Origin of the sequence: Cobetia sp. UCD-24C (assembly GCF_001306765.1) — a bacterium.
Lineage (GTDB): Bacteria > Pseudomonadota > Gammaproteobacteria > Pseudomonadales > Halomonadaceae > Cobetia > Cobetia amphilecti.
Genome location: NZ_LJTD01000003.1, coordinates 291,678 through 316,182 on the forward strand (window position 1 = coordinate 291,678; position 24,505 = coordinate 316,182).

Consider the following 24,505-nt stretch of genomic DNA (forward strand, 5'->3'; position numbering starts at 1 on the left):
GAGCCGTGGATCGCCCTGCGCCAGCCTCTTCATGAATTCGAATCGTTCACTTGACGATATTTGACGCTGCCAGATACGCAAGAACGCGGCCCGATGGCCGCGTTCTTGCGTATCTGGCAGGGGGGCCAGTTTACACCGAATGCCCCCTGTATTCACGCTTGCATTGCCCCTCAGGAGGCGCGAGGCACCGGCGGCTGCGCCACTTCCTGACCGCGCGACCAGGCCATCAACAGCAGCCCGAACAGCACCATCGGCAGCGACAGCAGCTGGCCCATGGTCAGCCAGTCGAAGGCGATGAAGCCGAGCTGGGAGTCCGGCTGACGGAAGAATTCGGTGATGAACCGGAAGCAGCCGTAGCAGAGCAGGAACAGACCGGAGATCAAGCCTTTCTGGCGCGGTTCACGCGAAACGAACCACAGGATGGCGAACAGCGCGACGCCTTCCAGTGCAAACTGATAGAGCTGCGAGGGATGACGCGGCTCCGGCCCGTAGAGCGGATAGACCATGCCCCAGGAGACATCGGTGATGCGACCCGGCAGCTCCTGATTGATGAAGTTGCCCAGCCGCCCTGCGCCGAGACCGATCGGCACCATCGGCGCGATGAAATCGGTCAGCTGGAAGAAGGTCAGCTGATGGCGACGCGCGAACATCAGCATCGCGATCAACACGCCCAGCAAGCCGCCATGGAAGCTCATGCCGCCATCCCAGACCTTGAAGATCCACACCGGGTCCGCCAGCAGCTTGTCGAAGCCATAGAAGAGCGCATACCCCAGGCGGCCACCCAGCACCACACCCAGGGCGCCGAAGAAGATCAGGTCGCCTACCGCGTCCTGACTCAGGCCGACGCGTGCGCGACGTGCTCGCGCCAGCCCCCAGGCCGCCGCGAAACCGATCACGTACATCAACCCGTACCAATGAATCTTGAAGGGCCCCAGCGCCAGCGCCACGGGGTCGATCTCAGGATATTGCAACATGTGAAAACCTTGAATGAGGAAGTCGGGCTCTACCAACGTACTGGGCGATGCAGTCATCGCCTCTCAGGCGGGCAGAGCATAACAGTCAAAGCATGAACACGACCTGCCTGAGGCAGCGTATTCCCGCTCACGCCAGCAGAAACCGCAGTCCGACGATGACCAGAATCAGCGCGAACAGGCGCTTGAGCAGCAGAGCCGGCAAGGCATGCGCCAGCCGCGCCCCGAGGCGCGCAAACGGCACGGACGCCAGCACGATGCCCAGCCACGCCACCCAATGGACATAGCCGATGGCGTGCTCCGGCAGATTGGGGGCATGCCAGCCGACCACGATGTTGGTCAGTGCGGCGGTCAGCGCGATGGGAAAGCCTGCCGCGGCCGCGGTCCCCACGGCTTCGGTCATGCGCGCCTGCCAACTGGAAAGCATCGGCACCATCACCGTGCCGCCACCGATGCCGAACAGCGAGGAAATCACGCCGACGGTACTGCCGCCCACGAACTGGCCGACCCGCCCGGGCGCCTGTGCCATCTGGCCCACCTTGAGATCCAGCCCGAGTTTGGCCGCCACCAGCAGCACGAAGACGCCGAACGCCAGCTTGAGCGTCTCGCCGCTCAGTTCACTGGCCAGCACCACGCCCAGCCCGGTGCCGACCACCAGCCCCGGCAACAGCCGCTTGAGCCAATCGAGGCGCACCGCACCGCGCTCATGATGCGCCCGCGCCGACGACAGCGAGGTCACCACGATGGTGGCCAGCGAGGTGCCGATCGCAAGATGCATCAACACCTCCGGCGCGACGCCTTGCAGCACGAAGGCCGCGGCCAGCACCGGCACGATGACAAGCCCTCCGCCGATCCCGAACAACCCCGCAATCATGCCGGCGACTGCGCCCAACAAGGGATACCACCACCACATACCCGACTCCTTTCATGCTGCATTGTGGTGACTGTCCGCCGAGAGTGGCCCGGGCCTCTCAGCGCCATGACCGTCAGCCGTCTGTTGATAGCGGACCTTCGCCACTGACGGACGCGCGTGGTGTCAGCGTCACGTCAGGCAGCCACATGCTGACCTTGTCGATCAGCGCCTGAGGGCGGTAGGGCTTGCCCAGATAATCATCCAGCCCGGCGGCGAAGAAGCGCTCGCGATCGGCCTCACTGGCATTGGCGGTCAGCGCGATGATGACACTGCGCCGCTCACTGCCGGCGGCGGCTTCCTGCTCGCGCCAGAGCTGGCTGACACTGACGCCATCCATGCCGGGCATGAAGATATCCATGAACACCAGCGCGTAGAAATGCTGGCCACGTGCGGCCAGCGCCTCTTCGCCGCTACTGGCGGTATCGACCAACAACCCTTGCCGCCCGAGCACCGTGCGCGCCAGCATCGCATTCACCGGCCCATCATCCACCACCAGAATGCGGGTTTCGGTCGGCTTGCCCGGCCATGTCATCGGCAGCAGGATTTCCAGCGCCTGCTCATCGTCCAGGTTGATCTGTCGATAGCTGCCGCCCAGCTCGTCGATCAAGCGCCGCGCCATGATTAGACTCGAGGGCGATTGATGACCGATATCGAGCCCGACATGCCCACGCAGCTCGAGCCGCAGACAGCAACAGCCAGCGCCCTCATCCTCTGAGCCCTCTGCAGAGAACGCCGCATCGCGACAGGCCGGCAGCTCACAGGCTTGCTGCAGCTCAAGCAGCAGAGATTGATGGCTGGCACTCTCGTGGCGCATGCAGCCTTCCGCCAGATGCTCGAACAGCTGCGCGAGGCGGCGCACATCACCACGCAATGCCTCCGGCATCGGCCCCAGCTGCCACTCGAAGGGGCAGCCGACATCATGATGGCGCTGCTGCATGTCCTCGAGCAGCGCCCCCAGCGTCTCGGTCGGCGAGAAGTCATTCTCTTCCAGCGGCGTCCGTACCACTTCCTCGCGCTCGGTCAGGGCATCCAGCAGTTGCGCCACGCTGTCGAGGTGGCCCTGCAGCAGGCTGAGCTCGGCATCCTCGATATGACGCTCGCGCCTGAGCTGACCAAGCTTGCGCACCAGGCCTTGCAGCGGCGGCGTCAGCTCAGCGTGCAGCATGTCCAGATAATCACTCTTCAGACGCGCCTCTTCGCGGGCACGGTCACGCGCGACCAGCAACTGCTGGCTGACCTGATCGTGCTCCGACTCATCGATCATCACGCCGAGCACCTGCGCCGGGTCATTGTTGAAGCGACACAGCTCCAGGCGCATGCGCCGCATGCGCCCCTCGGCGTCATGTACCCGGAGTTCACGACTGCTGGGCACGCTGGGGTTGGGCTCCAGCATCAGCAAGCTGCCCACCGACCGGCCCAGCGCCTCATGCAATACCAGCCCGAACAGCTTCTCGAAGGCCGGGTTGGCCATCGCCAACAGTCCATGGCGCATCACGAAGGCCGGCAGCGGCAAGGCATCCAGCTCATGGCCGCGACCACGACGCAGCAAGGCCACGGCCCCACGATGGCGACGCAGGATGTCATCCGCCGGATAGGCCTGCCGCCCCACCGGCGGGTACTCCTCCATCACCTCACCGTTCTCGATACGCTCGCTCTGGCGCGCCAACCACTCCAAGGGCTGCCCCAGGCGCTGGTCCATGCGCCTGAGCCGCCATTGCAAGATGAGCATGACGACGGCAAACACCAGCAGCAGCGCGCCACCACTGCCCAGCAACAGGGTCAGCAGCGGCACCTGACCGGGCACCTCGAGTCGCGTGCTGGACACCAGGCGCCAACCAGTGACCGGCAAGCTGTCCCACACCACCACCTGAGTCCCGTGCGGGTCATCCAGTGTGGCACCGCGCAGGCTGGTATCCATCGCGCGGGCGATATCCGCGGGCAGCTCCCGGGAATGGCCGTCGCCGACATTGCTGCTGGCCGCCCAGACGTTCAGGTGGTCATCGACCAGCCAGAAGGCATCCGAGGGGGCATGCCCCGGCAGCAGCAGGCGCGCCTCCATCTGCGGCAGCGCGAGATCCAGCCCGACACGCGCCTTCTGGCCATTGCTGAGAGAGACCTCTGCCAGCGCCGTGATCTGCGGCAGACCGGCAGGCCCCGGATGCGGCGGTAGCCAGACCACGCGCGCCGCACCATTGTCGGTGTTCTCGGCAAGCTGACGCACGGTGTCCGGCAGCACGCCGGTATAGGGCATGAAATCGCTGCCCGGCGCGAAGGCATCCAGCACGTTGAACCAGGGATAGAGCATGACCATGCTGTTATCGAGGCTCACGAACAGGCGTGAGATCAGGGGGTCCGACGAGTAGAGGTCCGACAGCAGCCACTGCATATGCATCAGTCGCCGCCCGGCGTCACGATCCTCATCGCTCAACGGCCCTGCGAATTCGCCGTAGAGTGCGGCCCCCCCACGCGATACCGGTCTGAACAGCTGGCCCTGCTCGGTGAGCGAAAACTGGTCCAGGCCAGCGTCATAGGCGCTGCTCCCGTTGGCGCCGAAGTCGAGATGGCGCCGTGCATAGCGCGCCAGAATCTGCAGGCGACGCTGCTGGGTTTCCAGGCGCTCGCTGACCAGCGCCGTGGCCAGCGCATGCTCCTGCCGGAGTTCCCCAAGCGCGGTATCGACGGCGGCATGCCGCGTGCTGTCCCAGACCACGGCGGCCCCGACCAGAAAGCTCAACGCCACCGCCAGCTCCGCCAGCAGCAGCGGGCCAACCGTCAGCCGAATCATGCGCGCCCAGACCTTCTCCAGGCCACTGGCGGAATTCTGGGCATTCGAAGCCATCGCCGCCGAAGGCGGTGGCTCGACAGAGGAAGCACGGCGCGAGAACATGATCTGAAAGCATCCTGTAGGTGAGGCGTCGGCAAGCCCGACCGCTGACCAGCGCAAGCTGTCGAGACAAAGCAGCAGCATACGCAAGCCGCCGTCAGGCGTCATGCAGTGCCAGCGTGACAGAGGCGCTATTTTCTCCCGACCCCCTGATGGAGTGGCGACATGTGCCTGATGGCATTTGACTGGCAACCGGACTCGCCGCAGGGCGAATGCCTGCTACTGATCGGCAACCGGGATGAGTTTCACGCACGCGCCACCGCCGGGCTCTGCGTGTGGCCGGATGGTGTCCTGTGCGGCGGACGCGACCTGGTGGCCGGCGGCGGCTGGCTGGTCATGCACCCCGCCGGCAGCCTCGCCACGCTGACCAATGTGCGCCAGCTGGACCACCCTGCCCCGACGGCCAGCATCAGCCGTGGCCAGCTGGTCGCGGCCGCGGCGCGTCAGGCGCTGGGCCAATGCTCGCGCTGGCGCCTTGAAGACTGGTTGCGCGCACTGGTCGCGGGAGAGAGCGTACCCGCGGCACTGGAGGGAGCGGACGCACAGAAGCTGTCTGCGCTGACGCTTGAGGCCGTGGACTGGTGCAACCTGCTGGTCTGCGATGGCAAGGCGTTGTGGCGCCTGCATCATGGCCCGCAAGGGGCCGAGATGACCCGCCTCGGCGCGGGCATCCATAGCCTGAGCAATGGCCATCCCGGGAGCGACTGGCCCAAGCAACGACGCCTGAGCGGCCGCCTGGCAGCCCTCCTCGACCCGTCAGTCCGTGCCGGTCAGACAACCGCACGGCCATTGAGCGACGACGCGCTGCTCGACCTGCTCAAGGATGAGTGGCGGCCCGCGCCGACTCAGCTACCGGCCACCGGACTCTCGCCCGAACGCGAAGCCCTGCTGTCCAGCCCGTTCATCGTCAGCGCCGAATATGGCACGCGGGCCTCGACCCTGGTGCGCTGGCAACGCCACCCGACAAGGGATACGGCTGATCCGTCCGGTGTGGTGCAGACCTTGACCCTGCTGGAGCGCCGTTTCAGCCCTGAGGGCCATACCATCGCCAGCCGCAGGGCCATGACCCGCTTGCTCGCCACGGGGAGCGACGAGGAAGGAGATATCGGCAGCTGGCGGCTCAGCTAGTCGTCTCACCAGCCTTCTGTGCCACAGGCGCGTTGTCGCGCGGCGGCAGCAGATGGGCCAGATCCCAGGCCTGCAGGCGGTGGAGCAACAGGTCATGAACCTCATCGGCGGTGGGCTGACACAGCACCTCGTCCACCAGCCCCTGCGCCGCACTCAGTGACACCCGCCGAATGGCCGCACGCACGCGTGGCAGACTCGGGGCATTCATCGACAGGCTGTCAAAGCCCATGCCCAGCAGCAGCAAGGCCCCGGCGGGGTCGCCCGCCAGCTCACCGCAGACGCTCACCGGCATCTTGAGCGCACGCGACTCTTCCGCCAGACGCGCCAGGGCGCGCAACACCGCCGGATGGCAGGCATCGTAGAGACTCGCCACGCGCGGGTTGTTACGGTCCACCGCCAGCAGATACTGGGTGAGATCGTTGGAGCCCACTGAGAAGAAGTCGACCCGGGTGGCGAGCGCTTCCAGCTGGTAGAGCGCCGCCGGCACCTCGATCATCACGCCGACACTCGGTCGCGAGACGTTGATGCCCTCTTCGGCCAGCTCGACCAGCGCCCGATTGACCAGCGCCAGCGCCGCATCGACTTCCTCGATTCCCGAGATCATCGGCAGCATGATGCGCAGATTGTCCAGCCCTTCCGCGGCACGCAGCATGGCCCGCAGCTGCACCATCAGCACCTCGGGGTGATCGAGCGTCACCCGGATGCCCCGCCAGCCCAGGAAAGGATTGGCCTCGTTGATCGGGAAATAGGGCAGGTCCTTGTCACCGCCGATATCCAGCGTACGCATGGTGACCGGCAGCGGCGCGAAGCCCAGCAGCTGCTCACGATACAGACGCGCCTGCTCCTGCTCGCTGGGGAAGCGGTCACTCATCATGAACGGCACTTCGGTGCGGTAGAGCCCGACCCCGCCGACCCGCGACTTGAGCGACGCGACGGAATCCAGCGCCAGGCCGGTATTCACCATCAGCGGCAGAACATGGCCATCCGGGGTCACGCTTGGCAGATCCTGCTCCTGTTCCAGCAGCGCACTCAACGCCTGCTCCTCCTCGATCAACCGTGAATAGTAGGCGCCGAGCTCAAGCTCGGGACGCACTACCAGTCGACCACGGTGACCATCGAGAATGACCGGTGCACCGCCCAGTCGCGACAACGGAAGATCCACCATGCCCAGCACGGTAGGAATCCCCATCGCACGCGCCAGGATGGCGACATGCGAGGTACTCGAGCCACTGACCGCGACCAGCCCCTTGAGGCGTTCCCGCGGGACTTCCCCCAGCGTGGCGGGGCTGATCTCGTGGCCGATGAGGATGGTGTTTTCCGGGTATTCGATCGGACCGCTGTCACTCTCTTCCTGCAGGTGTGACAACACGCGGCGCCCAAGATCCCGTATATCGGCGGCTCTTTCGCGCAGATAGTCGTCATCGACCCGCTCGAGATACTGCACATGGCGGCGCACGATATCGGCCAGCGCCGCCGGCGCCCACTGTCCTTCACGGATGCGCTTCTCGACTTCCTGCCCCAGCGCCGCGTCGCCCAGCATCTGCTGATAGACCTCGAACAGCGCATGTTCCTGGGTGGAGATACGACTGGCGAGACGCTCCGCCGCGACGCGAATCTCTTCGCGCACGGCGTTGATCGCCTCCTTGAGGCGTGCGATCTCGAATTCGATATCGGTGGGGATCAGGTCGGGGACGGCGTCCAGGTCGGCAGGTGGAGACAGCACGAAAGCCTTGCCGATGGCGATACCGGGCGAGCCGGCCACGCCGGAGAAGGTCGCCTGGCCGCTGGTACCGGCCAGCTTGCCCAGCGCCCCGGTGGCCAGCGCGTGAGCCAGCACTCCCGCCAGCTGCGCACCGAGGGTGACAAGGAAGGCTTCCTCACCTTCATCGAAACGGCGCTTCTCGTGCTGCTGGATGACCAGCACCCCGAGCACGCGACGCTGATGAATGATGGGGACACCGAGGAAGCTGGAGAAACGTTCCTCTCCGGTCTCCTCGAAATAACGGAATTGGGGGTGTGCGGGCGCATCCTCGAGGTTAAGCGGCTCTTCTCTGAGCGCCACCATCCCGACCAGGCCCTCGCCACGTGCCAGACTGACCTGCCCCACCGACGACGAGCGCAGACCGATGGTGTCCTTGAGCACGAAGCGATCGCTTTCCGGTGCCAGCAGATAGACGGAGCAGACGTCCGTCTTCATGGCCTTGCGTATGCGCAACACCATGGTCGCCAGTGCCGCGTCCAGAGAACGTGCGCCATTGACCTCCTGAACGATACGACGTAGCACCTCAAGCATGGAGTACCTCAAGCATGGTGTATCTCGCGCATCGAAGACGTCGAGAAGGTGATTGCTCAGCCAAGGCGGCGTGACCCACGCTCAGCCACCCGCGCCCATCAACGCCATCAGCCGGACAAATGTCGCCCGTGACCCTCGGAGCTGGCGCCATCGGCCCCGGAATCAGCGGCACCGGCACCATCGAGCCCCTTGGCCGCCGCGTTGGCAGTAGCGACCGGTGAGCCACTGGCGCCAGACGGCCCGCAGGCGCCCCGCGCCTCATGCAGCGATGGCCCCTCGGCGAGCGCCTTGAGCCGCTCGGTGTCCACCAGACGCTGCAGACGCGGCGCCAACTCACGCAGGGCGCGTCGATAGACCTCGCGCTTGAAGGCCACGACCTGCCCCAGCGGATACCAGTAGCTTACCCAACGCCAACCATCGAATTCAGGATTGGGCGTGGTATCCACACTTACGCGGTTGTCCTGACAGCGAATCTGCAACAGGAACCACTTCTGTTTCTGACCGATGCAGATCGGTCGGGAGTGCGTTCTTACCATGCGTCTGGGTAACCGGTAGCGCAGCCATCCACGGGTGCAGGCCAGTATCTCGACGTCCTCAGCTTTCAGGCCGATCTCTTCTTCGAGTTCACGAAACAGCGCCTGTTGCGGTGTCTCGTTTGGCTTGATGCCCCCTTGCGGAAACTGCCACGCATTCTGTCCTACCCGGCGCGCCCAGAGCAGCTGGCCCTCACAGTTGGCAATGATGATGCCAACGTTGGGGCGAAAGCCGTCAGCGTCGATCACGGATGTCACCTTTGATTCGTTAATTGAAACCATTCTTCCACAAAGGCTGAAAGCGCTTCAATACGCGGTTTGGCGGTGTGAAAGCCCGAGCACCTCTGCAATAATCGCTGCCTTCACGCTATTGCAGTGCAACACGGCCGTGCGAGACTGCTCGTCGGCCACCGTACACCCGCGCAAACACTGGGCCGGCACCCTATCGTGCTCTGTTGTCCGTGTCTGTCGCCCAGCCGAGTGTGGCTGGGCAGAGCAAGGAGTTTTCCGTGAGTCTGGCCATCTTTGATCTCGACAATACCCTGATCGCCGGGGACAGTGATCACGCCTGGGGCGAATTTCTGGTCGAACAGGGCGCTGTCGACGCCAACGTCTACCGTGAAGCCAACGAGCGCTACTACCAGCTCTACCAGAGTGGCGAGCTGGACATTCACGAATACCTGGCCTTCTCACTCAAGCCGTTGTCCGAGAACAGTCCGGAGCAACTGGCGGCCTGGCACCAGCAGTTCATGGCCGCCAAGATCGAGCCCATCATCCTGCCGCGGGCGGAAGAGCTGCTGGCACGTCACCGGGCACGCGGCGACACCCTGCTGATCATCACCGCCACCAATCGCTTCATCACCGCCCCCATCGCGGACCGCCTGGGCGTCGATGAGCTGATCGCCATCGAGCCCGAGATCGTCAACGGCCGCTACACCGGTCGCGTCAGCGGCGTCCCCAGCTTCCAGGCCGGCAAGGTGACCCGCCTCGAGGCCTGGCTGGCCGAACGTGACCACACCCTGGATGGCAGCACCTTCTACAGCGACTCCATCAATGACCTGCCGCTGCTGGAGCGTGTCGATACTGCCATCGCAGTGGACCCGGATGAGCAACTGCGCGCCGCCGCTGACGCGCGCGATTGGCGCATCATTTCGCTGCGCGACTGATAAGGGACTGATTTGCATGGGCTTTATCGATCCATAAGGTCGAGCAGCCTCAGCTATAAGGTTTTCATGTGGCTACAAGCATTCACCATAAAGTCGACCTTATTTGCTGAATCATTTCGCACAAGATGTGTCTATAATGTGTGTCCATCGAACCGTCGAGCCTGGTGCGGCAACTTTTGCCCCGTCACGGCAGGACGGCCTCCGGAATCCCGGTCGGGTCCGGGGGATGTCCCTCACCAACCTTGAGCGTGAGCAGCCATGTCCTCAACGACATACGATGTCCTGATTGTGGGTGGCGGCGTGTCCGGCACCGCCCTTCTCTATGAACTCGCCCGCTACACCGACCTCAAGTCGGTCGGCCTGGTGGAAAAGTACGACCACGTCGCGATCGTCAACTCGCACGGTCGCAACAACTCCCAGACCATTCACTGCGGCGACATCGAGACCAACTACACGGTCGAGAAGGCGCGTGTGACCAAGCGCACCGCGGGTATGGTGGTCAACTTCGCCACCAAGCTCAGCGAGAGTGAGCGCGATCACATCGTCTACAAGTATCCGAAGATGGTGCTGGCGGTCGGTGCCAAGGAATGTCAGTTCCTGCGCAAGCGTTTCGACACCTTCAAGCAGCTGTTCCCTAACCTGAAGCTGCTCGAGCGTGATGACATCGCCGAGCTGGAGCCGAAGGTGGTGGAAGGTCGTCGTCCTGACGAGGAAATCGTCGCGTTGGGCTCCACCGACGAGTATACCGCCGTCAACTACACCACCCTGTCGGAAGCCTTCGTCAGCGAAGGCGAGAAGGCAGCGGCCGAGAAAGGCATGAACTTCGACGTTCGCCTCTCGACCGCCGTGGAAGACATCCGCAAGGAAGGTGACGTCTACAAGGTCAAGACCGACAAGGGCGAGCTCAGCGCACGCTATGTCGTGGTCAGCGCCGGCGGTCACTCGCTGCTGTTCGCCCACAAGATGGGTTACGGCCTGGACAAGTCCTGCCTGCCGATGGCCGGCTCCTTCTACTTCACCCCGAAGGTGCTCAACGGCAAGGTCTACACCATCCAGAACGAGAACCTGCCGTTCGCCGCCGTCCACGGCGACCCGGACGTGCTGGTGGAAGGCAAGACCCGCTTCGGTCCGACCGCCCTGATGCTGCCGCTGCTGGAGCGCTACAACGGCAAGACCTTCTGGGAGTTCCTCAAGGTGCTGCGCATGGACCGCAACGTCGTCAAGGCCCTGTGGGACCTGATGAAGGTGCGCGACATCCGCAACTACATCTTCAAGAACTTCATGTTCGAGGTGCCGGTGCTGCGTGAGCGTCTGTTCCACGGCGACATCAAGAAGATCGTGCCGAGCCTGGACGTCAAGGACGTCAGCTTCGCCAAGGGCTTCGGTGGCGTTCGTCCGCAGTTGATCGACAAGAGCAAGCAGAAGCTCGTGATGGGCGAAGCCAAGATCAATCCGGGCACCGGCATCGTCTTCAACATGACGCCGTCACCGGGTGGTACCAGCTGTCTGGGCAACGCCGAGAAGGACATGTATCTCGCCCAGGAATTCCTTGGCTTCAACATCGACAAGGAAACCTTCGAGCGTGATCTGCTGACCGGCGAGATCGAACTGACCGAGATCGAGCGTCCGGAAGCCTCCTCACTGATGTAAGCCTCTTTCGAGACACGCATCGGGATGAGCATCAAAAAGCCCCGCCAGCATTCGCTGGCGGGGCTTTTTGATGGGTGCCTGTTGATGGGTGCCTGGCGGGAGGCGGCCTCAGGACACCGACTGACCCGACGGGGCCATGGGCTCGTGCACCGCATGCAGACGCTGGATCAGCTGATCCTCCAGCGCGAAACGCTCGGTCAGCCCCTGCTGCAGGCGGGCCAGCCATTCCGGCAGTCGGGCGCGATAGTGCTGGCAGCGGGTCGGACTGGAGAAATCCTCATCGAAGGACAGCACCAGCTCGGTGGAGGGCTCCAGACGCTGCATCAGCTGCTCGCAGACCGCCAGTGCCGCGGTGTCCTCGAAGACACGGCCTTCTTCCTTGAGCTGAGGATAGACCTCGAAATGCCCTGCCGAGATGTAGTCCATCAAAAGCTCGATGAAGCGATTGACGCGTGTCATCTCGAGCTGATCGAGGTCATTGACGCAGGCCTCGTGCAGATCCATGAAGCAGACCAGCATCTCGCGTCGCTGGTCCAGCCAGCGATCAACCAACTGATGAACGCCACGAAAGCGTTCCGCCGCAGTGGTGCATTCCTCCAGCATGGGCGCCTCCTCTGGCATGACCCGAACGATAGGGGCTGACATCCGGTGCTCGCCCCGCTGCCAACCCACTATCCTCCATGCCGTGCACGCTGCCAACCCCCCACCATGGTGGCAGGGCATATTGCCTCAACGGCGGAAGCTGCTCCACAGCATCGCCAGCGGTACCAGCGCCAGCCCACAGAAGCCGATCAACGACCACTGAGGGATCGAGAGACCCAGCCATTGCGCGCTGATCTGGGCGCACTCACCGGAGGCGTTGAGCACCTGGGTGATCACGTCCCATACCGGCAGCACTTCCAGCATGTAGTTGAGGCCCGGGCCACAGGCCGGCACCTGATCCGGCGGCAGTGACTGCAGCCAGATATGGCGACCCGCCAGCACGACCGCGCCGATGCTGCCGGCCAGCGCGCCCAGCGCGTAGATACGCGTGCCGATGCGCCCGGGGCCATGCAAGGCTCCCAGCAGGAAGAAGACGCCGGCCACGGCCACCGCCACGCGCTGGAAGATGCACAGCGAACACGGCGCCAGATCGAAGGCGAACTGCAGCACGAAGGCCACGCCCAGCAAAAAGGCGCACCCCAGCGCTCCCAACAGACACCATTGACGCCCGCTCCAGCTCGCCAGGCGGGCAAGCCCGCCCTTGCGCGCTACCGGCTGCTGTCCCGATTGTTTGTCCGCTTGTGTCATTTGCCGTCCTTGCCGGTGGAACTCCAGTGGAGTCATGGGTGAGAAATGACGCAGGTCTGAGGCGCCGATGATGAAGCGATAGCCGAATCCGTCACTATCAGCGACTGATGCCTATCATGCCGTGTCGCGATGACCTGAACATGAATTGGCGTTGCGTCACGAGATCACGCCGGTTGCGTGCCATGGGCGGACGCGAAGTACTCGGCCATGAAGGTGTCGAAATCCTGATGATCACCCTTCTCGATATCGCCCTGCTGCTGCAGCGAGGTCTCGACCAGCTGATCGAGCAGATAGCCGCGCGCACGCTCCGTCGGCTCTGACTTGAACTGCTCGGCCTGACCCTTGGCCAGCGCCAGCACTTCGTCGACGAAGTTGCTGCCGTTGTCGAGCATGCTGGTCAGCAGACGGCCCGACGGTGTGGTCTGGGCATCGTCGAAGCGCGGTGCGAGCGCCGCCAGCGCATCACGGTGCGCGCTGCCTGTCTTGTCACCACTGTCGAGCAGGCCCGCGACTTCGCCCAGTTCATCCATGATGTTGGCCGCCAGATCGCGCAGGCGACGCTCTTCACCATTGACGCTCAGGGTCAGTTCCGGATCACGCCCGGCCTCGACCACGCGACGCTTGCTGTTGTCGAGCGTGGCGCATTCCTCGTCGTCGATCCACGGGCTCTCGGTCAGCAGACACCAGATCAGGAAGGTATCGAGGAAGCGGATCTGCGTCTCGTCGATCCCGACCGGCAGGAAGGGGTTGAGGTCCAGACAGCGCACTTCGATGTACTCGACACCACGCCCTTCCAGTGCCTGGCTGGGCGTCTCGTTCTGCCGGGTGACACGCTTGGGACGGATGTCGGAGTAGTACTCGTTCTCGATCTGCAGGATGTTGCTGGAGAGCTGCGACCAGCTACCATCGGCCTGCTTGACGCCCAGCTTCTCGTAGTCCTTCCACGGCGTGACGATGGCGTGACGCAGCGTGCCGACGAAGTTGTCCAGCGAGTTGAAGCAGATCTTGAGCTGCGCCTGCACCTTGTTCTGATAGCCCAGGTCCGACATGCGCAGGCTGGTGGCGTAGGCCGAGACCAGGCTGCGATCCGCCTGACGCTTGAGGCGATCATCATTGCCGCCATCGAGGAAGCTCTCATCGATGCCCGGCGAGGCGCCAAACAGATAGAGCAGGATCCAGCTGTGACGACGGAAGTTGCGGATCAGCTCGAAATAGCGACGCGAGCGGAAGTCGCGCGCATCTTCCGCCTCTGCCCCTTCCAGTCCCTGCAGCAGACTCCAGAAGTCATCCGGCAGCGAGAAGTTGTAATGGATACCGGCAATCGACTGCATGATGCGTCCGTAGCGGACATCCAGCCCCTTGCGGTAGATATGCTTCATGGTGCCGCTGTTGGAGGTGCCGTAATCAGCGATCGGCACGCTGTCATTGCCGTGCAGACGCGGCGGCATGCTGGCCGGCCAGATCAGCTCATCGCCCAGGTTGCGATAGCTGAAACGATGCAGGTCAGCCAGAAACTCCAGCGACTCCTTGGGACGAGTGAACACCGGGGTGATGTACTCGAGCAGAGACTCGGAATAGTCCGTGGTGATGTACGGGTGGGTCAGCTTCGACCCCAGAGAACGCGGATGCGGCGTCTGGCTGATGTCACCGCCAGCGGTAACCCGCAGGCCTTCCTTCTCGATACCACGGCGCAGGCGCCCGAAGAGACCCTGACGGGCCTGGGGCGTGAGTCGCGCAATGGCGGACGCGAGTTGCTCGGACAAGGTATGAACCCTTTCGCATGGGGAGAAGCCCAGCCTCTCCGGTCGAATTGGATGACCATGGCCCGCGTGCTGCACCGGATGCCATGCAAGACGCGAACGGCAGGTACCGTTCGCGTCAGGTCAGTATGCCCACATTATGGGCGCGTAAAAAATGCTTTCAAGGCTTATGATTTCGACTTGCGCGCATTGAGCAATGCTGCTGCCATCGCATTGTTGGCCGGTGCCGCGCCGCCGCTCGCGCCAGAATTGCTGCCGCGACCACCGCGCTCCTGACGGCCACCGCCACCTTGCGAGCGCCCACCGCGACCACCCTCTGCGCCGCGTCGCGCCTCGCCTGCCGCGCCTTTCTCGGCGGGAGTATCGCTCATGCGCATGCTCAGCGCGATGCGCGCGCGCGGGATGTCGACTTCCATCACCTTGACGCTGACGATGTCGCCCGCCTTGACCACCTCGCGCGGGTCGGCAACATACTTTTGCGACAGGGCAGAGATGTGTACCAGGCCGTCCTGATGCACGCCGATGTCCACGAAGGCTCCGAAATGAGTCACGTTGGTGACGACGCCCTCAAGCTTCATGCCCGGCTCGAGGTCCTTGAGGGTCTCGACGCCTTCCTTGAACTCGGCGAAGCGGAATTCGGGGCGCGGGTCACGTCCCGGCTTGTCCAGCTCACGCAGGATGTCGGTCACCGTCGGCAGGCCGAAGTGCTCATCGGTGAATTCCGTCGGCTTCACGGTGCGCAGGAAGGCGCTGTCACCCAACAGACTCGGCAGATCACGCCCGTGCGCCTTGGCGATGCGCTCGACCAGCGGATAGGCCTCCGGGTGAACGGCACTGGCATCCAGCGGATTCTTGCCGGAGGCGATGCGCAGGAAACCGGCACACTGCTCGAAGGTGCGTGGACCCAGCCGGCTAACCTTGAGCAATTCCTGGCGCGAGGCGAAACGGCCATTGGCATCCCGGTGCGCGACGATATTCTCGGCAAGCGTGGTGTTGAGACCGGCTACGCGTGACAGCAGCGCGCTTGAGGCCATGTTGAGGTCGACGCCGACACCGTTGACGCAATCCTCGACGACGGCTTCCAGACTGCGCCCCAACTGCACCTGACTGACATCGTGCTGATACTGGCCGACGCCGATGGACTTGGGCTCGATCTTGACCAGCTCACCCAGCGGGTCCTGCAGGCGGCGGGCGATGGAGACCGCGCCGCGGATGGTCACGTCCAGGTCCGGGAATTCGCGCGCCGCATATTCCGAGGCGGAGTAGATGGATGCGCCGGCCTCGTTGACCATCACCTTCTGCAGGCGACGGCCGGACAGGCGCGTCAGCACGTCGGCGGCCAGCTTGTCGGTCTCGCGCGAGGCGGTGCCGTTGCCGATGGCGATCAGCTCGACGTCATGCCGCTCGACCAGCTTGACCAGCTCGGCCACCGAGCCGTCCCAGCGATTGTGCGGCGCATGCGGATAGATGGTGGCCTGATCGACATACTTGCCGGTGGCATCCACCACCGCGACCTTGACGCCGGTACGCAGACCCGGGTCCAGGCCCAGCGTGGCCTTGGGGCCCGCCGGCGCCGCCAGCAGCAGGTCCTTCAGGTTGTCGGCGAAGACCTGGATGGCCTCCTGCTCGGCGCGCTCGCGCAGGCGGCCGATCAGTTCACTTTCCAGATGGGTATAGAGCTTGACGCGCCAGGTCCAGCGCACCACTTCCTTCAACCAGCGATCCGCGGCGCGCCCCTGATCCTCGATGGAGAAATGCGCCGCGATGGCGCCTTCCATCGGGTGACGCGGCAGGTCGTCCTCGCCTTCGAGCTTGAGCGCGAGACTCAGCACGCCTTCGTTGCGACCACGCAGCATGGCCAGCGCACGGTGCGAGGGCGCCTTGTGCAGCGGCTCGTCATGCTCGAAGTAATCGGAGAACTTGGCGCCCTCCTGCTCCTTGCCCTTCATGACGCGCGCACTGAGGATGCCATCGTCCCACAGACGTTGACGCAGGCGACCGACCAGCGCGGCGTCCTCCGCGAAGCGCTCCATCAGAATCTGCTTGGCGCCATCCAGCGCCGCCTTGGTATCAGCCACGTCCTTGTCGGCAGCGACGAAGCCAGCCGCCTGAGCCTCCGGCTCCAGCGTAGGGTCCGCGAGCAGCGCATCGGCCAGAGGCTCCAGCCCCGCTTCACGCGCGATCTGGGCCTTGGTACGGCGCTTCTTGCGATACGGCAGGTAGAGATCTTCCAGGCGCTGCTTGCTGTCGGCGGCCAGCACATCCCGCTCAAGCGTGGCGCTCAGCTTGTTCTGCTCGGCGATCGACTCGAGCACGACCTGACGCCGCTCCTCCAGCTCACGCAGATAGCGCAGGCGCTCTTCGAGCTGACGCATCTGGGTGTCATCGAGCCCGCCGGTGGCTTCCTTGCGGTAGCGCGAGATGAACGGCACGGTCGCGCCGCCATCCAGCAGCTCGACGGTGGCGGTGATCTGTTCTTCGCGCACCCCAAGCTCACCGGCCAGCGCCTGTTGAATGCGGCGAGTGGTGGCAGCGGGCGACAGCGTCGGTGCAGGACGGGAGGTGGTAGCGTCAGTTGCAGTAGCGTCCATGAAACGTCAGTCCCTTACAGCAGAATTCATGCGGCAATATACAGACGGCCCGGTCGTGGAATCGACCGGGCCGTCTGTATCACGATGTCGTCACGTTACCACAAAGCGGCAAGATTGCTTTAGCCACTCACTGCGCCAACCAAGATGCCTCCCAAGCGCCTCACGCGGGCACGAAGCGCAGCGCGACACCGTTGTTGCACCAGCGCAGGCCGGTGGGTTCGGGGCCATCCTCGAAGACATGCCCCTGGTGCCCGCCGCAGCGCGCGCAGTGATATTCGGTGCGCGGCCAGATGAGTCCGTAGTCGGTCTTGGTCAGAAGGCGCCCTTCGATATGATCGAAGAAGCTGGGCCAGCCGGTGCCGGACTCGAACTTGGTGGCAGAAGAGAACAGCGCCAGATCACAACCGGCACAGCGATACTCGCCGTCGCGATGCTCCTTGTTGAGCTCACTGGAGCCCGCACGCTCGGTACCCTCCTCGCGCAGCACGCGATACTGCTCCGGGCTCAGGCGGGCACGCCATTCGTCTTCCTCGAGGGTCAGCGGCGTGATGTCCGCGCCACGCTCGAGCTCAAGCTCCGGACGCGCGGCAGACAGTCTGGGCAGCGCCAGCATCGCGCCAGCCCCCAGCACTAGCCCCATGAATTGGCGACGTTGCATGACGAGTCTCCTTGTAGCAATGAACGGCAATACTGACTTCTACGCGCAGCGGCCTGCGCTGGATGCATCGCCTCAAGAGAAAGCCCCCACGATGCTGCCATCGTGGGGGCTTGGGTCTCATCGGCTGACGCCAGCCATCGGGTCAGATGCGCAGACCACCATCACATTCGATCACCCGCCCGGTGAAGTAGTCATTGTCGAAGATGAAGGCCACGCTGCTGGCGATATCTTCCGGGCGCCCCAGGTCGCGCATCGGGATGCCACTCTTGATCTTGTCGAGCATCTCCGGCTTCATGCCGGCGGTCATCTCGGTGGCGATGAAGCCCGGCGCCACGGCACCGACGCGAATCCTGTAGCGTGCCAGCTCCTTGGCCCAGGTCACGCTCAGTGCCGCGACACCGGACTTGGCGGCGGTGTAATTGCTCTGCCCCATGTTGCCGGCGCGCGAGATGCTGGAGATATTGACGATCACGCCCGGCTGGCCGGCCTCGATCATCTGGCTGGCCGCTTCACGCGTGCACAGGAAGACACCGGTCAGATTGACATCGATGACCTGCTGCCAGCTGGACAGCGACATGGTCTTCTCCACCACGCCATCGCGTGCCTTGATCAGCAGCCCATCGCGGGTGATGCCGGCATTGTTGACCAGACCGCTCACCGGCCCCAATGCGCCCTTGATGGCCGAGAAGGCCGCCGTGACGGAATCCTCTTCCGCGACATTGGTCACGAAACCCTGCGCCTTGATGCCTGCAGCCTCCAGACTCGCGACGGCGTCATCCAGGCCGTCCTGTTCGATGTCCAGCAGCGCCAGCACCGCTCCCTTCTCGCCCAGATAGCGCGCCATGGCCAACCCCAGCCCACGAGCGCCGCCCGTAATCGCGATGACCTTGTCGTCAAGCTTCATGTCCCGTCTCCCAGGTTGTCTGCCGGCAGTGAGGAACGGCTGCCGGATGCGAGGCCCGCATGCCGTACGGGCGTCACGATCTATGTGTCGAGTGTCTCGCACCGCGTCCTTCAGTGTTGAGCGTCATCGTGACAGAGAATGCCTCGGGATGACGCCCGCTGCCAGCTCGCGGTGAATTCTCATGATGCAGTGCAACAGATCACGGCGTGTCCTGCCTCAACGCAGGCGAGATCCGCCAACGCAACGCACTGACGGCGTCAACGCACGCCATCGACAGCGGGCGCGAAAGCAGGGAATGCTGATGAGTGAGCCTCGGCCCGCCCCCTGCAGACGCCTGGGCTCTGCCTGTCCGACTCTCCCTGTCCGACTCTCCCTGGCCGGCTCTCTCTGGCCGGCTCTCGCTGTCCAACTCGCCCTGGCCGACTCTCCCTGTCCAGCCCTTCTATTGTGCACTGCAACATGCAACATCGTTCAGCATGGCACCGCTACTCCTACAGCGCCAGCCATCCACGCCGCCGACCATCAGCGGCTCATCAGCAGATCATGGCCCGTTCATGAGCCCGATTCGACTGTTCCCCATCCGGCGGCTGGTTTACCCTTGACGCATTGGCGCAACCTGCCATTTACCTGCTTCGGGAGAGACGATGCCCATACTGTTAGTGATTACCCTGTTCGGGTTATTGGATTTCGTGGTGCTGTTCAGTCTTGGCAGCCAGATCGGCCTGCTGCCGACCCTGGCGCTGGTGCTGATCACCGGCGCCGTCGGCCTGCATCTGATTCGCCGCGAAGGTCGCGCGACACTGATGCGCGCCCAGGAACGCCTGCAACGTGGCGAGATGCCTTCCGGCGAGCTGATGGAAGGCGCGGCACTCATCTTCGGCGGCGCCCTGTTGATGGCACCGGGTTTTCTGTCTGATGCCTTCGGCCTGCTGTGCCTGCTCCCCGCCTCACGGGGGCTGTTGACGCGCGGCCTGAGCGGCAATAGTGCGATCGCGCGCTTCTTCAAGGGCCGCTTCTCGGCTGCGGGAACCTCGCGCAGCACCCGCACGGGTGACTGGGAAGCCGACGCCCGTGCTGACAGCGCATCACGCAGCGGTGGCGATCAGCAGCACGCAAGTGGCAACCATGCAGGGCAGCAAGGCAGCAGCCAGCAGACCGGCGAGCCGCTGGAAGGCGATTACATCAGCCGTGACGAGCCGCGCCTCTAGCGCCTTCTCACGCACAAGCACCACGTGCAATCGTCTGCTTGGGAATCATGTTTGAAAGCGATGGGCCCGGCACTGGAACACCAGTGCCGGGCCTTTTTGATTCGTGATATCTCGCTTCACAGGCTCCATCACGCTGTCCTGCTCTCTCCTGTCCTGCACTGGCCAGCCCCAGCGCCAATGCCAGTCACTGACCGGGTTCGCGCTCTGTAAGCTGCCCGACCGAACCCTTGCGCCCTGCAACGACGCACACCCTGGCCGCTGACCTTCCTCTGGCGTCTTGTACCAATGGACACCGTCTGGAGGCTGCCAGCTATATGCCAACGGTGAACGGCTCGATACACTCAAGCCGTTGATTCATCTAGCGGAACCTTGCGGAAAACAGGCTGCAGCCAAGGTGCGTAGCTTTCATGCGACGCACAAGATGCGCCGATTTGAAATTTTTTTATGATCGCCTACTTGAAAGCTGTCCCCCCGCCACCATAAAAGCGGTGCAATGGATAACGGCCACGCCCCCAGCGGCGGGGCCCAACACTCGGTAGGCAACCCCATTGAACGCCAGACTCACCGACAAAGAACGGTAGCTGGCGGGATTTACCATCAGGAGAACGTGAGCAATGAACATTCGTCCCTTGCACGATCGCGTCGTGGTTCGTCGCGTGGAAGAAGAACAGAAAACTGCAGGTGGCATCGTTCTGCCCGGCAGCGCCCAGGAAAAGCCGACCCGTGGCGAGATTCTCGCCGCCGGTAACGGTCGCATCCTCGAAAACGGTGAAGTTCGCCCGCTGGACGTGAAAGTCGGCGATACCGTGATCTTCAAGGATGGCTACGGCGTCGAGAAGCAGAAAATCGACGGCGAAGAGGTGCTGATCATGAGCGAGAGCGACATCCTCGCCGTGGTGGAAGGCTGAGTTTCAGCTTTTTCGGGTTCCAACGCTTCGACTTACTGATTAAAGGTAGAGATAAACATGGCTGCAAAAGACGTTCGTTTCTCCGATGATGCACGCAAGCGCATGGCGCGTGGTGTCAATGTCCTGGCCGACGCGGTCAAGACTACCCTCGGCCCGAAAGGCCGTAACGTGGTACTGGAAAAATCCTTCGGCGCTCCGACCGTCACCAAGGACGGCGTTTCCGTCGCCAAGGAAATCGAGCTGAAGGATCGCTTCGAGAACATGGGCGCCCAGATGGTCAAGGAAGTCGCTTCCAAGACTTCTGACGTGGCTGGCGACGGCACCACCACCGCCACCGTGCTGGCTCAGTCCATCGTCAACGAAGGCCTGAAAGGCGTGACCGCGGGCATGAACCCGATGGACCTGAAGCGCGGCATCGACAAGGCCGTCATCGAAGCCGTCAAGGCCGTGCGTGAGCTGTCCGTGCCGTGCACCGACACCAAGGCCATCGCCCAGGTCGGCACCATCTCCGCCAATGGCGACTCTCGCATCGGCGAGATCATCGCGGAAGCGATGGAGAAGGTCGGCAAGGAAGGCGTCATCACCGTCGATGAAGGTCGTGGCTTCGAAGACGAGCTGGAAGTGGTCGAAGGCATGCAGTTCGATCGCGGTTACCTGTCTCCGTACTTCGTCACCAACCAGGACACCATGGCGGTCGAACTCGAAGACCCGTACATCCTGCTGGTCGACAAGAAGATCTCCAACATCCGCGAACTGCTGCCGGTGCTGGAAGGCGTTGCCAAGTCCGGCAAGCCGCTGGCGATCATCGCCGAAGACATCGAAGGCGAAGCGCTGGCGACTCTGGTCGTCAACACCATGCGCGGTATCGTCAAGGTCGCTGCCGTCAAGGCACCGGGCTTCGGTGACCGTCGCAAGGCCATGCTGCAGGACATCGCTGTCCTGACCGGTGGCACCGTGATTTCCGAAGAAGTCGGCCTCAACCTCGAACAGGCCAACCTGGACCACCTGGGCACCGCCAAGCGCGTGACCATGTCCAAGGAAAACACCACCATCATCGATGGCGCCGGCAACGAAGGCGATATCGAAGCACGCGTTGCCCAGATCCGCGCTCAGATCGAGGAAACCTCCTCTGATTACGACCGCGAGAAGCTGCAGGAACGTGTCGCCAAGCTGGCCGGCGGCGTTGCCGTCATCCGCGTCGGTGCTGCCACCGAAGTCGAGATGAAAGAGAAGAAGGCTCGCGTCGAAGACGCCCTGCACTCCACTCGTGCAGCCGTCGAGGAAGGCGTCGTGCCTGGCGGTGGTACTGCCCTGGTTCGCGTGCTGGGCCAGCTGGTCGACCTGAAAGGCGACAACGAAGATCAGACTCACGGTATCGCCATCGCACTGCGTGCCATGGAAGCGCCGCTGCGTCAGATCGTCACCAACGCCGGTGAAGAAGCCTCTGTCGTGCTCAACAACGTCAAGGCTGGTGAAGGTAACTACGGTTACAACGCCTCTACCGGCGTCTACGGCGACATGTTCGAGATGGGCGTGCTGGACCCGGCCAAGGTGACCCGTTCTGCACTGCAGTCCGCGGCCTCCATCGGCGGTCTGATGATCACCACCGAATGCATGATCGCTGAAGATCCGGAAGACAAGGCCGCTGCCGGCGGCGGCGACATGGGTGGCATGGGCGGCATGGGTGGCATGGGCGGCATGATGTAAGCCAGCCTCACCCCACGACTCACCCGTCGTGTCCCGAACCGCTCCTGCGCAAGCAGGGGCGGTTTTTTCATGCCTGTCATTCGGCGAGCGCTGCGAGTTCCATGCGGTGAGCAGCGCGAGACCCATACAGGCCCTTATACGGTAAGCGCCGCGGCTCTCGGCACCTGACGCCTCCCGCTCACCACGCTACACTAGGCGCCACTTTTTGCCGCGACCCGAGACATGGCGCCTGGTGATGGCAGTGCATCGAAGCTGACGATGTATTGAGGCTGAAATGCCTACGGTCACGACCGATGACGCCAACCGCTCAGGCCGCGCACCTCGCTTGCCCAGGACCTTCTCATGACTGATACCCCCGCCGCTTCCCAGACCACTAGCGCCCTCGACAATGTGCGTGTCGTACTGGTGCAGACCTTCCATCCCGGCAACATCGGTGCCACCGCTCGCGCCATTCTGACCATGGGCATCAAGGACCTGGTGCTGGTCAATCCGCGCTGCTTCCCCGACGAGGAAGCGACACGCATGGCCAGCGGTGCCGCGGAACTGCTGGAAAATGCGCGCGTGGTCGAGCACCTGGAAGACGCCGTCAATGACTGCCAGCTGGTCATCGGGGCCAGTGCTCGCCTGCGCAGCGTCCCGCTGCCCCACTTCGATGAGCCACGCGAGATGGCGGCGCACGCCATGGATATCGCGCGCGATGGCAAGGTGGCGCTGGTATTCGGCCGCGAGCGCTTCGGACTGACCAACGAGGAGATCGCCTGCTGCACGCATCAGGTATCGATCCCCACCAACCCGGACTACGGCATCCTCAACGTCTCACAGGCCGCCCAGGTGCTGGCGCACGAGTGCCGCAGTGCATGGCGCCTGACGCTCGACAAGCCCCAGGAGGCGCCTGTCGCGCGCCGTGAGGATGATCAGCTGCCGACCCGCGAACAGCTCGGCTACTTCCATGAGCATCTCGGTCGCGCCCTGCAGAGCTCCGGCTTCCTCAACCAGCCCCACTCCCAGACCGAAGAGCGGCTGCGCGCCCTGTTCGCGCGTGCCGAGCCGACACGCCGCGAACTCTCCATCCTGCGTGGCATGCTGTCCAATCTTGAGCGTCAGACGGCAGCGGCGAACGCTGGCACAGCCAGCGAGCAGAGCGATCACGAGGCGTCCTGAGTCGCGCACGGCCGCCCCGTCATGTACTGAGGCTCGGACTGTTGCCACTTGGCACTTGCCACTTCGCAACAGCCTGTCAGCGCAACGTCATCCTTCTGACATGGATCAAGGTGCACTGTAGACCTTCCGCTATGCTTGATAAGCAAGACGTCAGGCACCGCAGAACCCGTCACACAGCCTAGGTATAGAAATACGGGTATAGAAATACCGGCATAGAGATACGGCACAGACCCATGCAGTAGCTGCAGCCCACCAAGGAAGTCACGCGCGAAGGCTGCAGTGTCAGGCAAAGGCTCCTTTGCGACCTTGAGATCTGCCACGCAGGTCGAGAACTGCCGCAAGAGCAGGCAGAGACGCCGCCACGCCAACACACGAAGGGCCATGACAGGCCAGCGTGGCGACGCACCTCGAGACACCCACAAGAAGAGCCGACCCTGATCCCATCCACGACCATGGACTCACGGAGCGCCTTTACATGACTCAGACAGCCGCACGACAGACACAGACCCCGGACGCGGAACAGCTGGCCAGCGACATCCACCAGCTGGAAGCTCGCCTGCTCAAGACCGACCCGACGCAGGAACCGACGCTCTACCGCAGCCTGTACTGCACGATCTCACTACGTCAGATGCAGCTGCTGGCCAAGGTCAGTCAGCCCGCAGCCTCGCAGGCGCATTGAACGACGCTAGATGAGGTGATTGGCAGGTGGCGACTGGTAATGACCAGCAACGACGATCGACGATGACCAGCAGCCACCCGTAACGACCAGGCATGAAAAAA

Annotated in this window: 18 protein-coding genes and 1 pseudogene; 8 read left to right on the forward strand and 11 right to left on the reverse strand. The window is 63.6% G+C overall.

From position 1 onward, the window contains the following. Positions 1–170 precede the first annotated feature (170 nt). From lgt to AOG28_RS05460, 3 genes are all read right to left on the reverse strand, one after another. On the reverse strand, positions 171–974 hold the full coding sequence (gene lgt, locus AOG28_RS05450; protein WP_054555578.1) for a prolipoprotein diacylglyceryl transferase: 804 nt from the start codon (positions 972–974) through the stop codon (positions 171–173). Between the two features lie 127 nt (positions 975–1,101). Then, a complete protein-coding gene (locus AOG28_RS05455) occupies positions 1,102–1,884 on the reverse strand; it encodes a sulfite exporter TauE/SafE family protein (protein WP_054555579.1) in 783 nt (260 codons plus the stop codon). Positions 1,885–1,957: 73 nt separating this feature from the next. Then, the gene (locus tag AOG28_RS05460; protein WP_054555580.1) at positions 1,958–4,771 is read right to left on the reverse strand and encodes a response regulator; all 2,814 of its coding nucleotides are present in this window, start codon (positions 4,769–4,771) and stop codon (positions 1,958–1,960) included. A gap of 162 nt (positions 4,772–4,933) precedes the next feature. Between AOG28_RS05460 and AOG28_RS05465 the strand changes: the two genes are divergently transcribed. Beyond that, positions 4,934–5,896 carry an NRDE family protein gene (locus AOG28_RS05465; protein WP_054555581.1) on the forward strand — a complete coding sequence of 321 codons (963 nt, stop codon included), beginning with the start codon at positions 4,934–4,936 and terminating at the stop codon, positions 5,894–5,896. Here the strand turns inward: AOG28_RS05465 and ptsP are convergent. Together ptsP and AOG28_RS05475 are read right to left on the reverse strand one after the other, a co-directional pair. Beyond that, positions 5,889–8,189 carry a phosphoenolpyruvate--protein phosphotransferase gene (ptsP, locus tag AOG28_RS05470; RefSeq protein WP_054555582.1) on the reverse strand — a complete coding sequence of 767 codons (2,301 nt, stop codon included), beginning with the start codon at positions 8,187–8,189 and terminating at the stop codon, positions 5,889–5,891. The genes AOG28_RS05465 and ptsP overlap by 8 nt on opposite strands. A 308-nt stretch (positions 8,190–8,497) precedes the next feature. After that, a pseudogene (locus tag AOG28_RS05475) lies at positions 8,498–8,971 on the reverse strand (RNA pyrophosphohydrolase); the annotation flags it as partial. A gap of 260 nt (positions 8,972–9,231) precedes the next feature. Here AOG28_RS05475 and AOG28_RS05480 point away from each other — a divergent pair. Together AOG28_RS05480 and AOG28_RS05485 are read left to right on the forward strand one after the other, a co-directional pair. Beyond that, positions 9,232–9,888, forward strand: a complete 657-nt coding sequence (locus tag AOG28_RS05480; RefSeq protein ID WP_054555583.1) for an HAD family hydrolase — start codon at positions 9,232–9,234, stop codon at positions 9,886–9,888. Positions 9,889–10,146: 258 nt separating this feature from the next. After that, positions 10,147–11,538, forward strand: a complete 1,392-nt coding sequence (locus AOG28_RS05485; RefSeq protein WP_043331433.1) for an FAD-dependent oxidoreductase — start codon at positions 10,147–10,149, stop codon at positions 11,536–11,538. A gap of 108 nt (positions 11,539–11,646) precedes the next feature. On the opposite strand, the gene rsd is transcribed toward AOG28_RS05485, so the two are convergent. The 6 genes from rsd to AOG28_RS05515 all read right to left on the reverse strand — a co-directional run bounded on the left by rsd (position 11,647) and on the right by AOG28_RS05515 (position 18,741). After that, positions 11,647–12,141, reverse strand: coding sequence for a sigma D regulator (gene rsd, locus AOG28_RS05490; RefSeq protein ID WP_054555584.1), 495 nt, complete (start codon positions 12,139–12,141; stop codon positions 11,647–11,649). 126 nt (positions 12,142–12,267) lie between these two features. Further along, positions 12,268–12,828: a disulfide bond formation protein B gene (locus tag AOG28_RS05495; RefSeq protein WP_082388316.1), complete on the reverse strand. Its 561-nt coding sequence runs from the start codon at positions 12,826–12,828 to the stop codon at positions 12,268–12,270. A 164-nt stretch (positions 12,829–12,992) separates the two neighbouring features. Continuing rightward, positions 12,993–14,591 carry a glutamate--cysteine ligase gene (gene gshA / locus AOG28_RS05500; protein WP_082388318.1) on the reverse strand — a complete coding sequence of 533 codons (1,599 nt, stop codon included), beginning with the start codon at positions 14,589–14,591 and terminating at the stop codon, positions 12,993–12,995. 164 nt (positions 14,592–14,755) lie between these two features. After that, the gene (locus tag AOG28_RS05505; protein WP_082388320.1) at positions 14,756–17,179 is read right to left on the reverse strand and encodes a Tex family protein; all 2,424 of its coding nucleotides are present in this window, start codon (positions 17,177–17,179) and stop codon (positions 14,756–14,758) included. Positions 17,180–17,339: 160 nt separating this feature from the next. Next, positions 17,340–17,837: a peptide-methionine (R)-S-oxide reductase MsrB gene (msrB, locus tag AOG28_RS05510; protein ID WP_054555585.1), complete on the reverse strand. Its 498-nt coding sequence runs from the start codon at positions 17,835–17,837 to the stop codon at positions 17,340–17,342. A 142-nt stretch (positions 17,838–17,979) separates the two neighbouring features. Continuing rightward, positions 17,980–18,741, reverse strand: a complete 762-nt coding sequence (locus tag AOG28_RS05515) for an SDR family oxidoreductase (RefSeq protein ID WP_054555586.1) — start codon at positions 18,739–18,741, stop codon at positions 17,980–17,982. 644 nt (positions 18,742–19,385) lie between these two features. Here AOG28_RS05515 and AOG28_RS05520 point away from each other — a divergent pair. The 5 genes from AOG28_RS05520 to AOG28_RS05540 all read left to right on the forward strand — a co-directional run bounded on the left by AOG28_RS05520 (position 19,386) and on the right by AOG28_RS05540 (position 24,404). After that, entirely contained in the window at positions 19,386–19,949 is a 564-nt protein-coding gene (locus AOG28_RS05520) for an FxsA family protein (protein WP_054555587.1), read from the forward strand. A gap of 614 nt (positions 19,950–20,563) precedes the next feature. Further along, complete coding sequence (locus AOG28_RS05525; protein ID WP_043331438.1) at positions 20,564–20,857, forward strand: co-chaperone GroES; 294 nt, start codon at positions 20,564–20,566, stop codon at positions 20,855–20,857. Between the two features lie 57 nt (positions 20,858–20,914). Next, the gene (groL, locus tag AOG28_RS05530) at positions 20,915–22,564 is read left to right on the forward strand and encodes a chaperonin GroEL (protein ID WP_043331439.1); all 1,650 of its coding nucleotides are present in this window, start codon (positions 20,915–20,917) and stop codon (positions 22,562–22,564) included. A 342-nt stretch (positions 22,565–22,906) separates the two neighbouring features. Continuing rightward, entirely contained in the window at positions 22,907–23,725 is an 819-nt protein-coding gene (locus AOG28_RS05535; RefSeq protein WP_054555588.1) for an RNA methyltransferase, read from the forward strand. Positions 23,726–24,200: 475 nt separating this feature from the next. Continuing rightward, on the forward strand, positions 24,201–24,404 hold the full coding sequence (locus AOG28_RS05540; protein ID WP_043331440.1) for a hypothetical protein: 204 nt from the start codon (positions 24,201–24,203) through the stop codon (positions 24,402–24,404). Positions 24,405–24,505 lie beyond the last annotated feature (101 nt).

Coding starts and splice junctions, on each gene's coding strand:
- lgt (WP_054555578.1), bottom strand. CDS start 974: ATGTTGCAATATCCTGAGATCGACCCCGTGGCGCTGGCGCTGGGGCCC.
- AOG28_RS05455 (WP_054555579.1), bottom strand. CDS start 1,884: ATGTGGTGGTGGTATCCCTTGTTGGGCGCAGTCGCCGGCATGATTGCG.
- AOG28_RS05460 (WP_054555580.1), bottom strand. CDS start 4,771: ATGTTCTCGCGCCGTGCTTCCTCTGTCGAGCCACCGCCTTCGGCGGCG.
- AOG28_RS05465 (WP_054555581.1), top strand. CDS start 4,934: ATGTGCCTGATGGCATTTGACTGGCAACCGGACTCGCCGCAGGGCGAA.
- ptsP (WP_054555582.1), bottom strand. CDS start 8,189: ATGCTTGAGGTGCTACGTCGTATCGTTCAGGAGGTCAATGGCGCACGT.
- AOG28_RS05485 (WP_043331433.1), top strand. CDS start 10,147: ATGTCCTCAACGACATACGATGTCCTGATTGTGGGTGGCGGCGTGTCC.
- rsd (WP_054555584.1), bottom strand. CDS start 12,141: ATGCTGGAGGAATGCACCACTGCGGCGGAACGCTTTCGTGGCGTTCAT.
- AOG28_RS05495 (WP_082388316.1), bottom strand. CDS start 12,828: ATGACACAAGCGGACAAACAATCGGGACAGCAGCCGGTAGCGCGCAAG.
- AOG28_RS05505 (WP_082388320.1), bottom strand. CDS start 17,179: ATGGACGCTACTGCAACTGACGCTACCACCTCCCGTCCTGCACCGACG.
- msrB (WP_054555585.1), bottom strand. CDS start 17,837: ATGCAACGTCGCCAATTCATGGGGCTAGTGCTGGGGGCTGGCGCGATG.
- AOG28_RS05515 (WP_054555586.1), bottom strand. CDS start 18,741: ATGAAGCTTGACGACAAGGTCATCGCGATTACGGGCGGCGCTCGTGGG.
- AOG28_RS05520 (WP_054555587.1), top strand. CDS start 19,386: ATGCCCATACTGTTAGTGATTACCCTGTTCGGGTTATTGGATTTCGTG.
- AOG28_RS05525 (WP_043331438.1), top strand. CDS start 20,564: ATGAACATTCGTCCCTTGCACGATCGCGTCGTGGTTCGTCGCGTGGAA.
- groL (WP_043331439.1), top strand. CDS start 20,915: ATGGCTGCAAAAGACGTTCGTTTCTCCGATGATGCACGCAAGCGCATG.
- AOG28_RS05535 (WP_054555588.1), top strand. CDS start 22,907: ATGACTGATACCCCCGCCGCTTCCCAGACCACTAGCGCCCTCGACAAT.
- AOG28_RS05540 (WP_043331440.1), top strand. CDS start 24,201: ATGACTCAGACAGCCGCACGACAGACACAGACCCCGGACGCGGAACAG.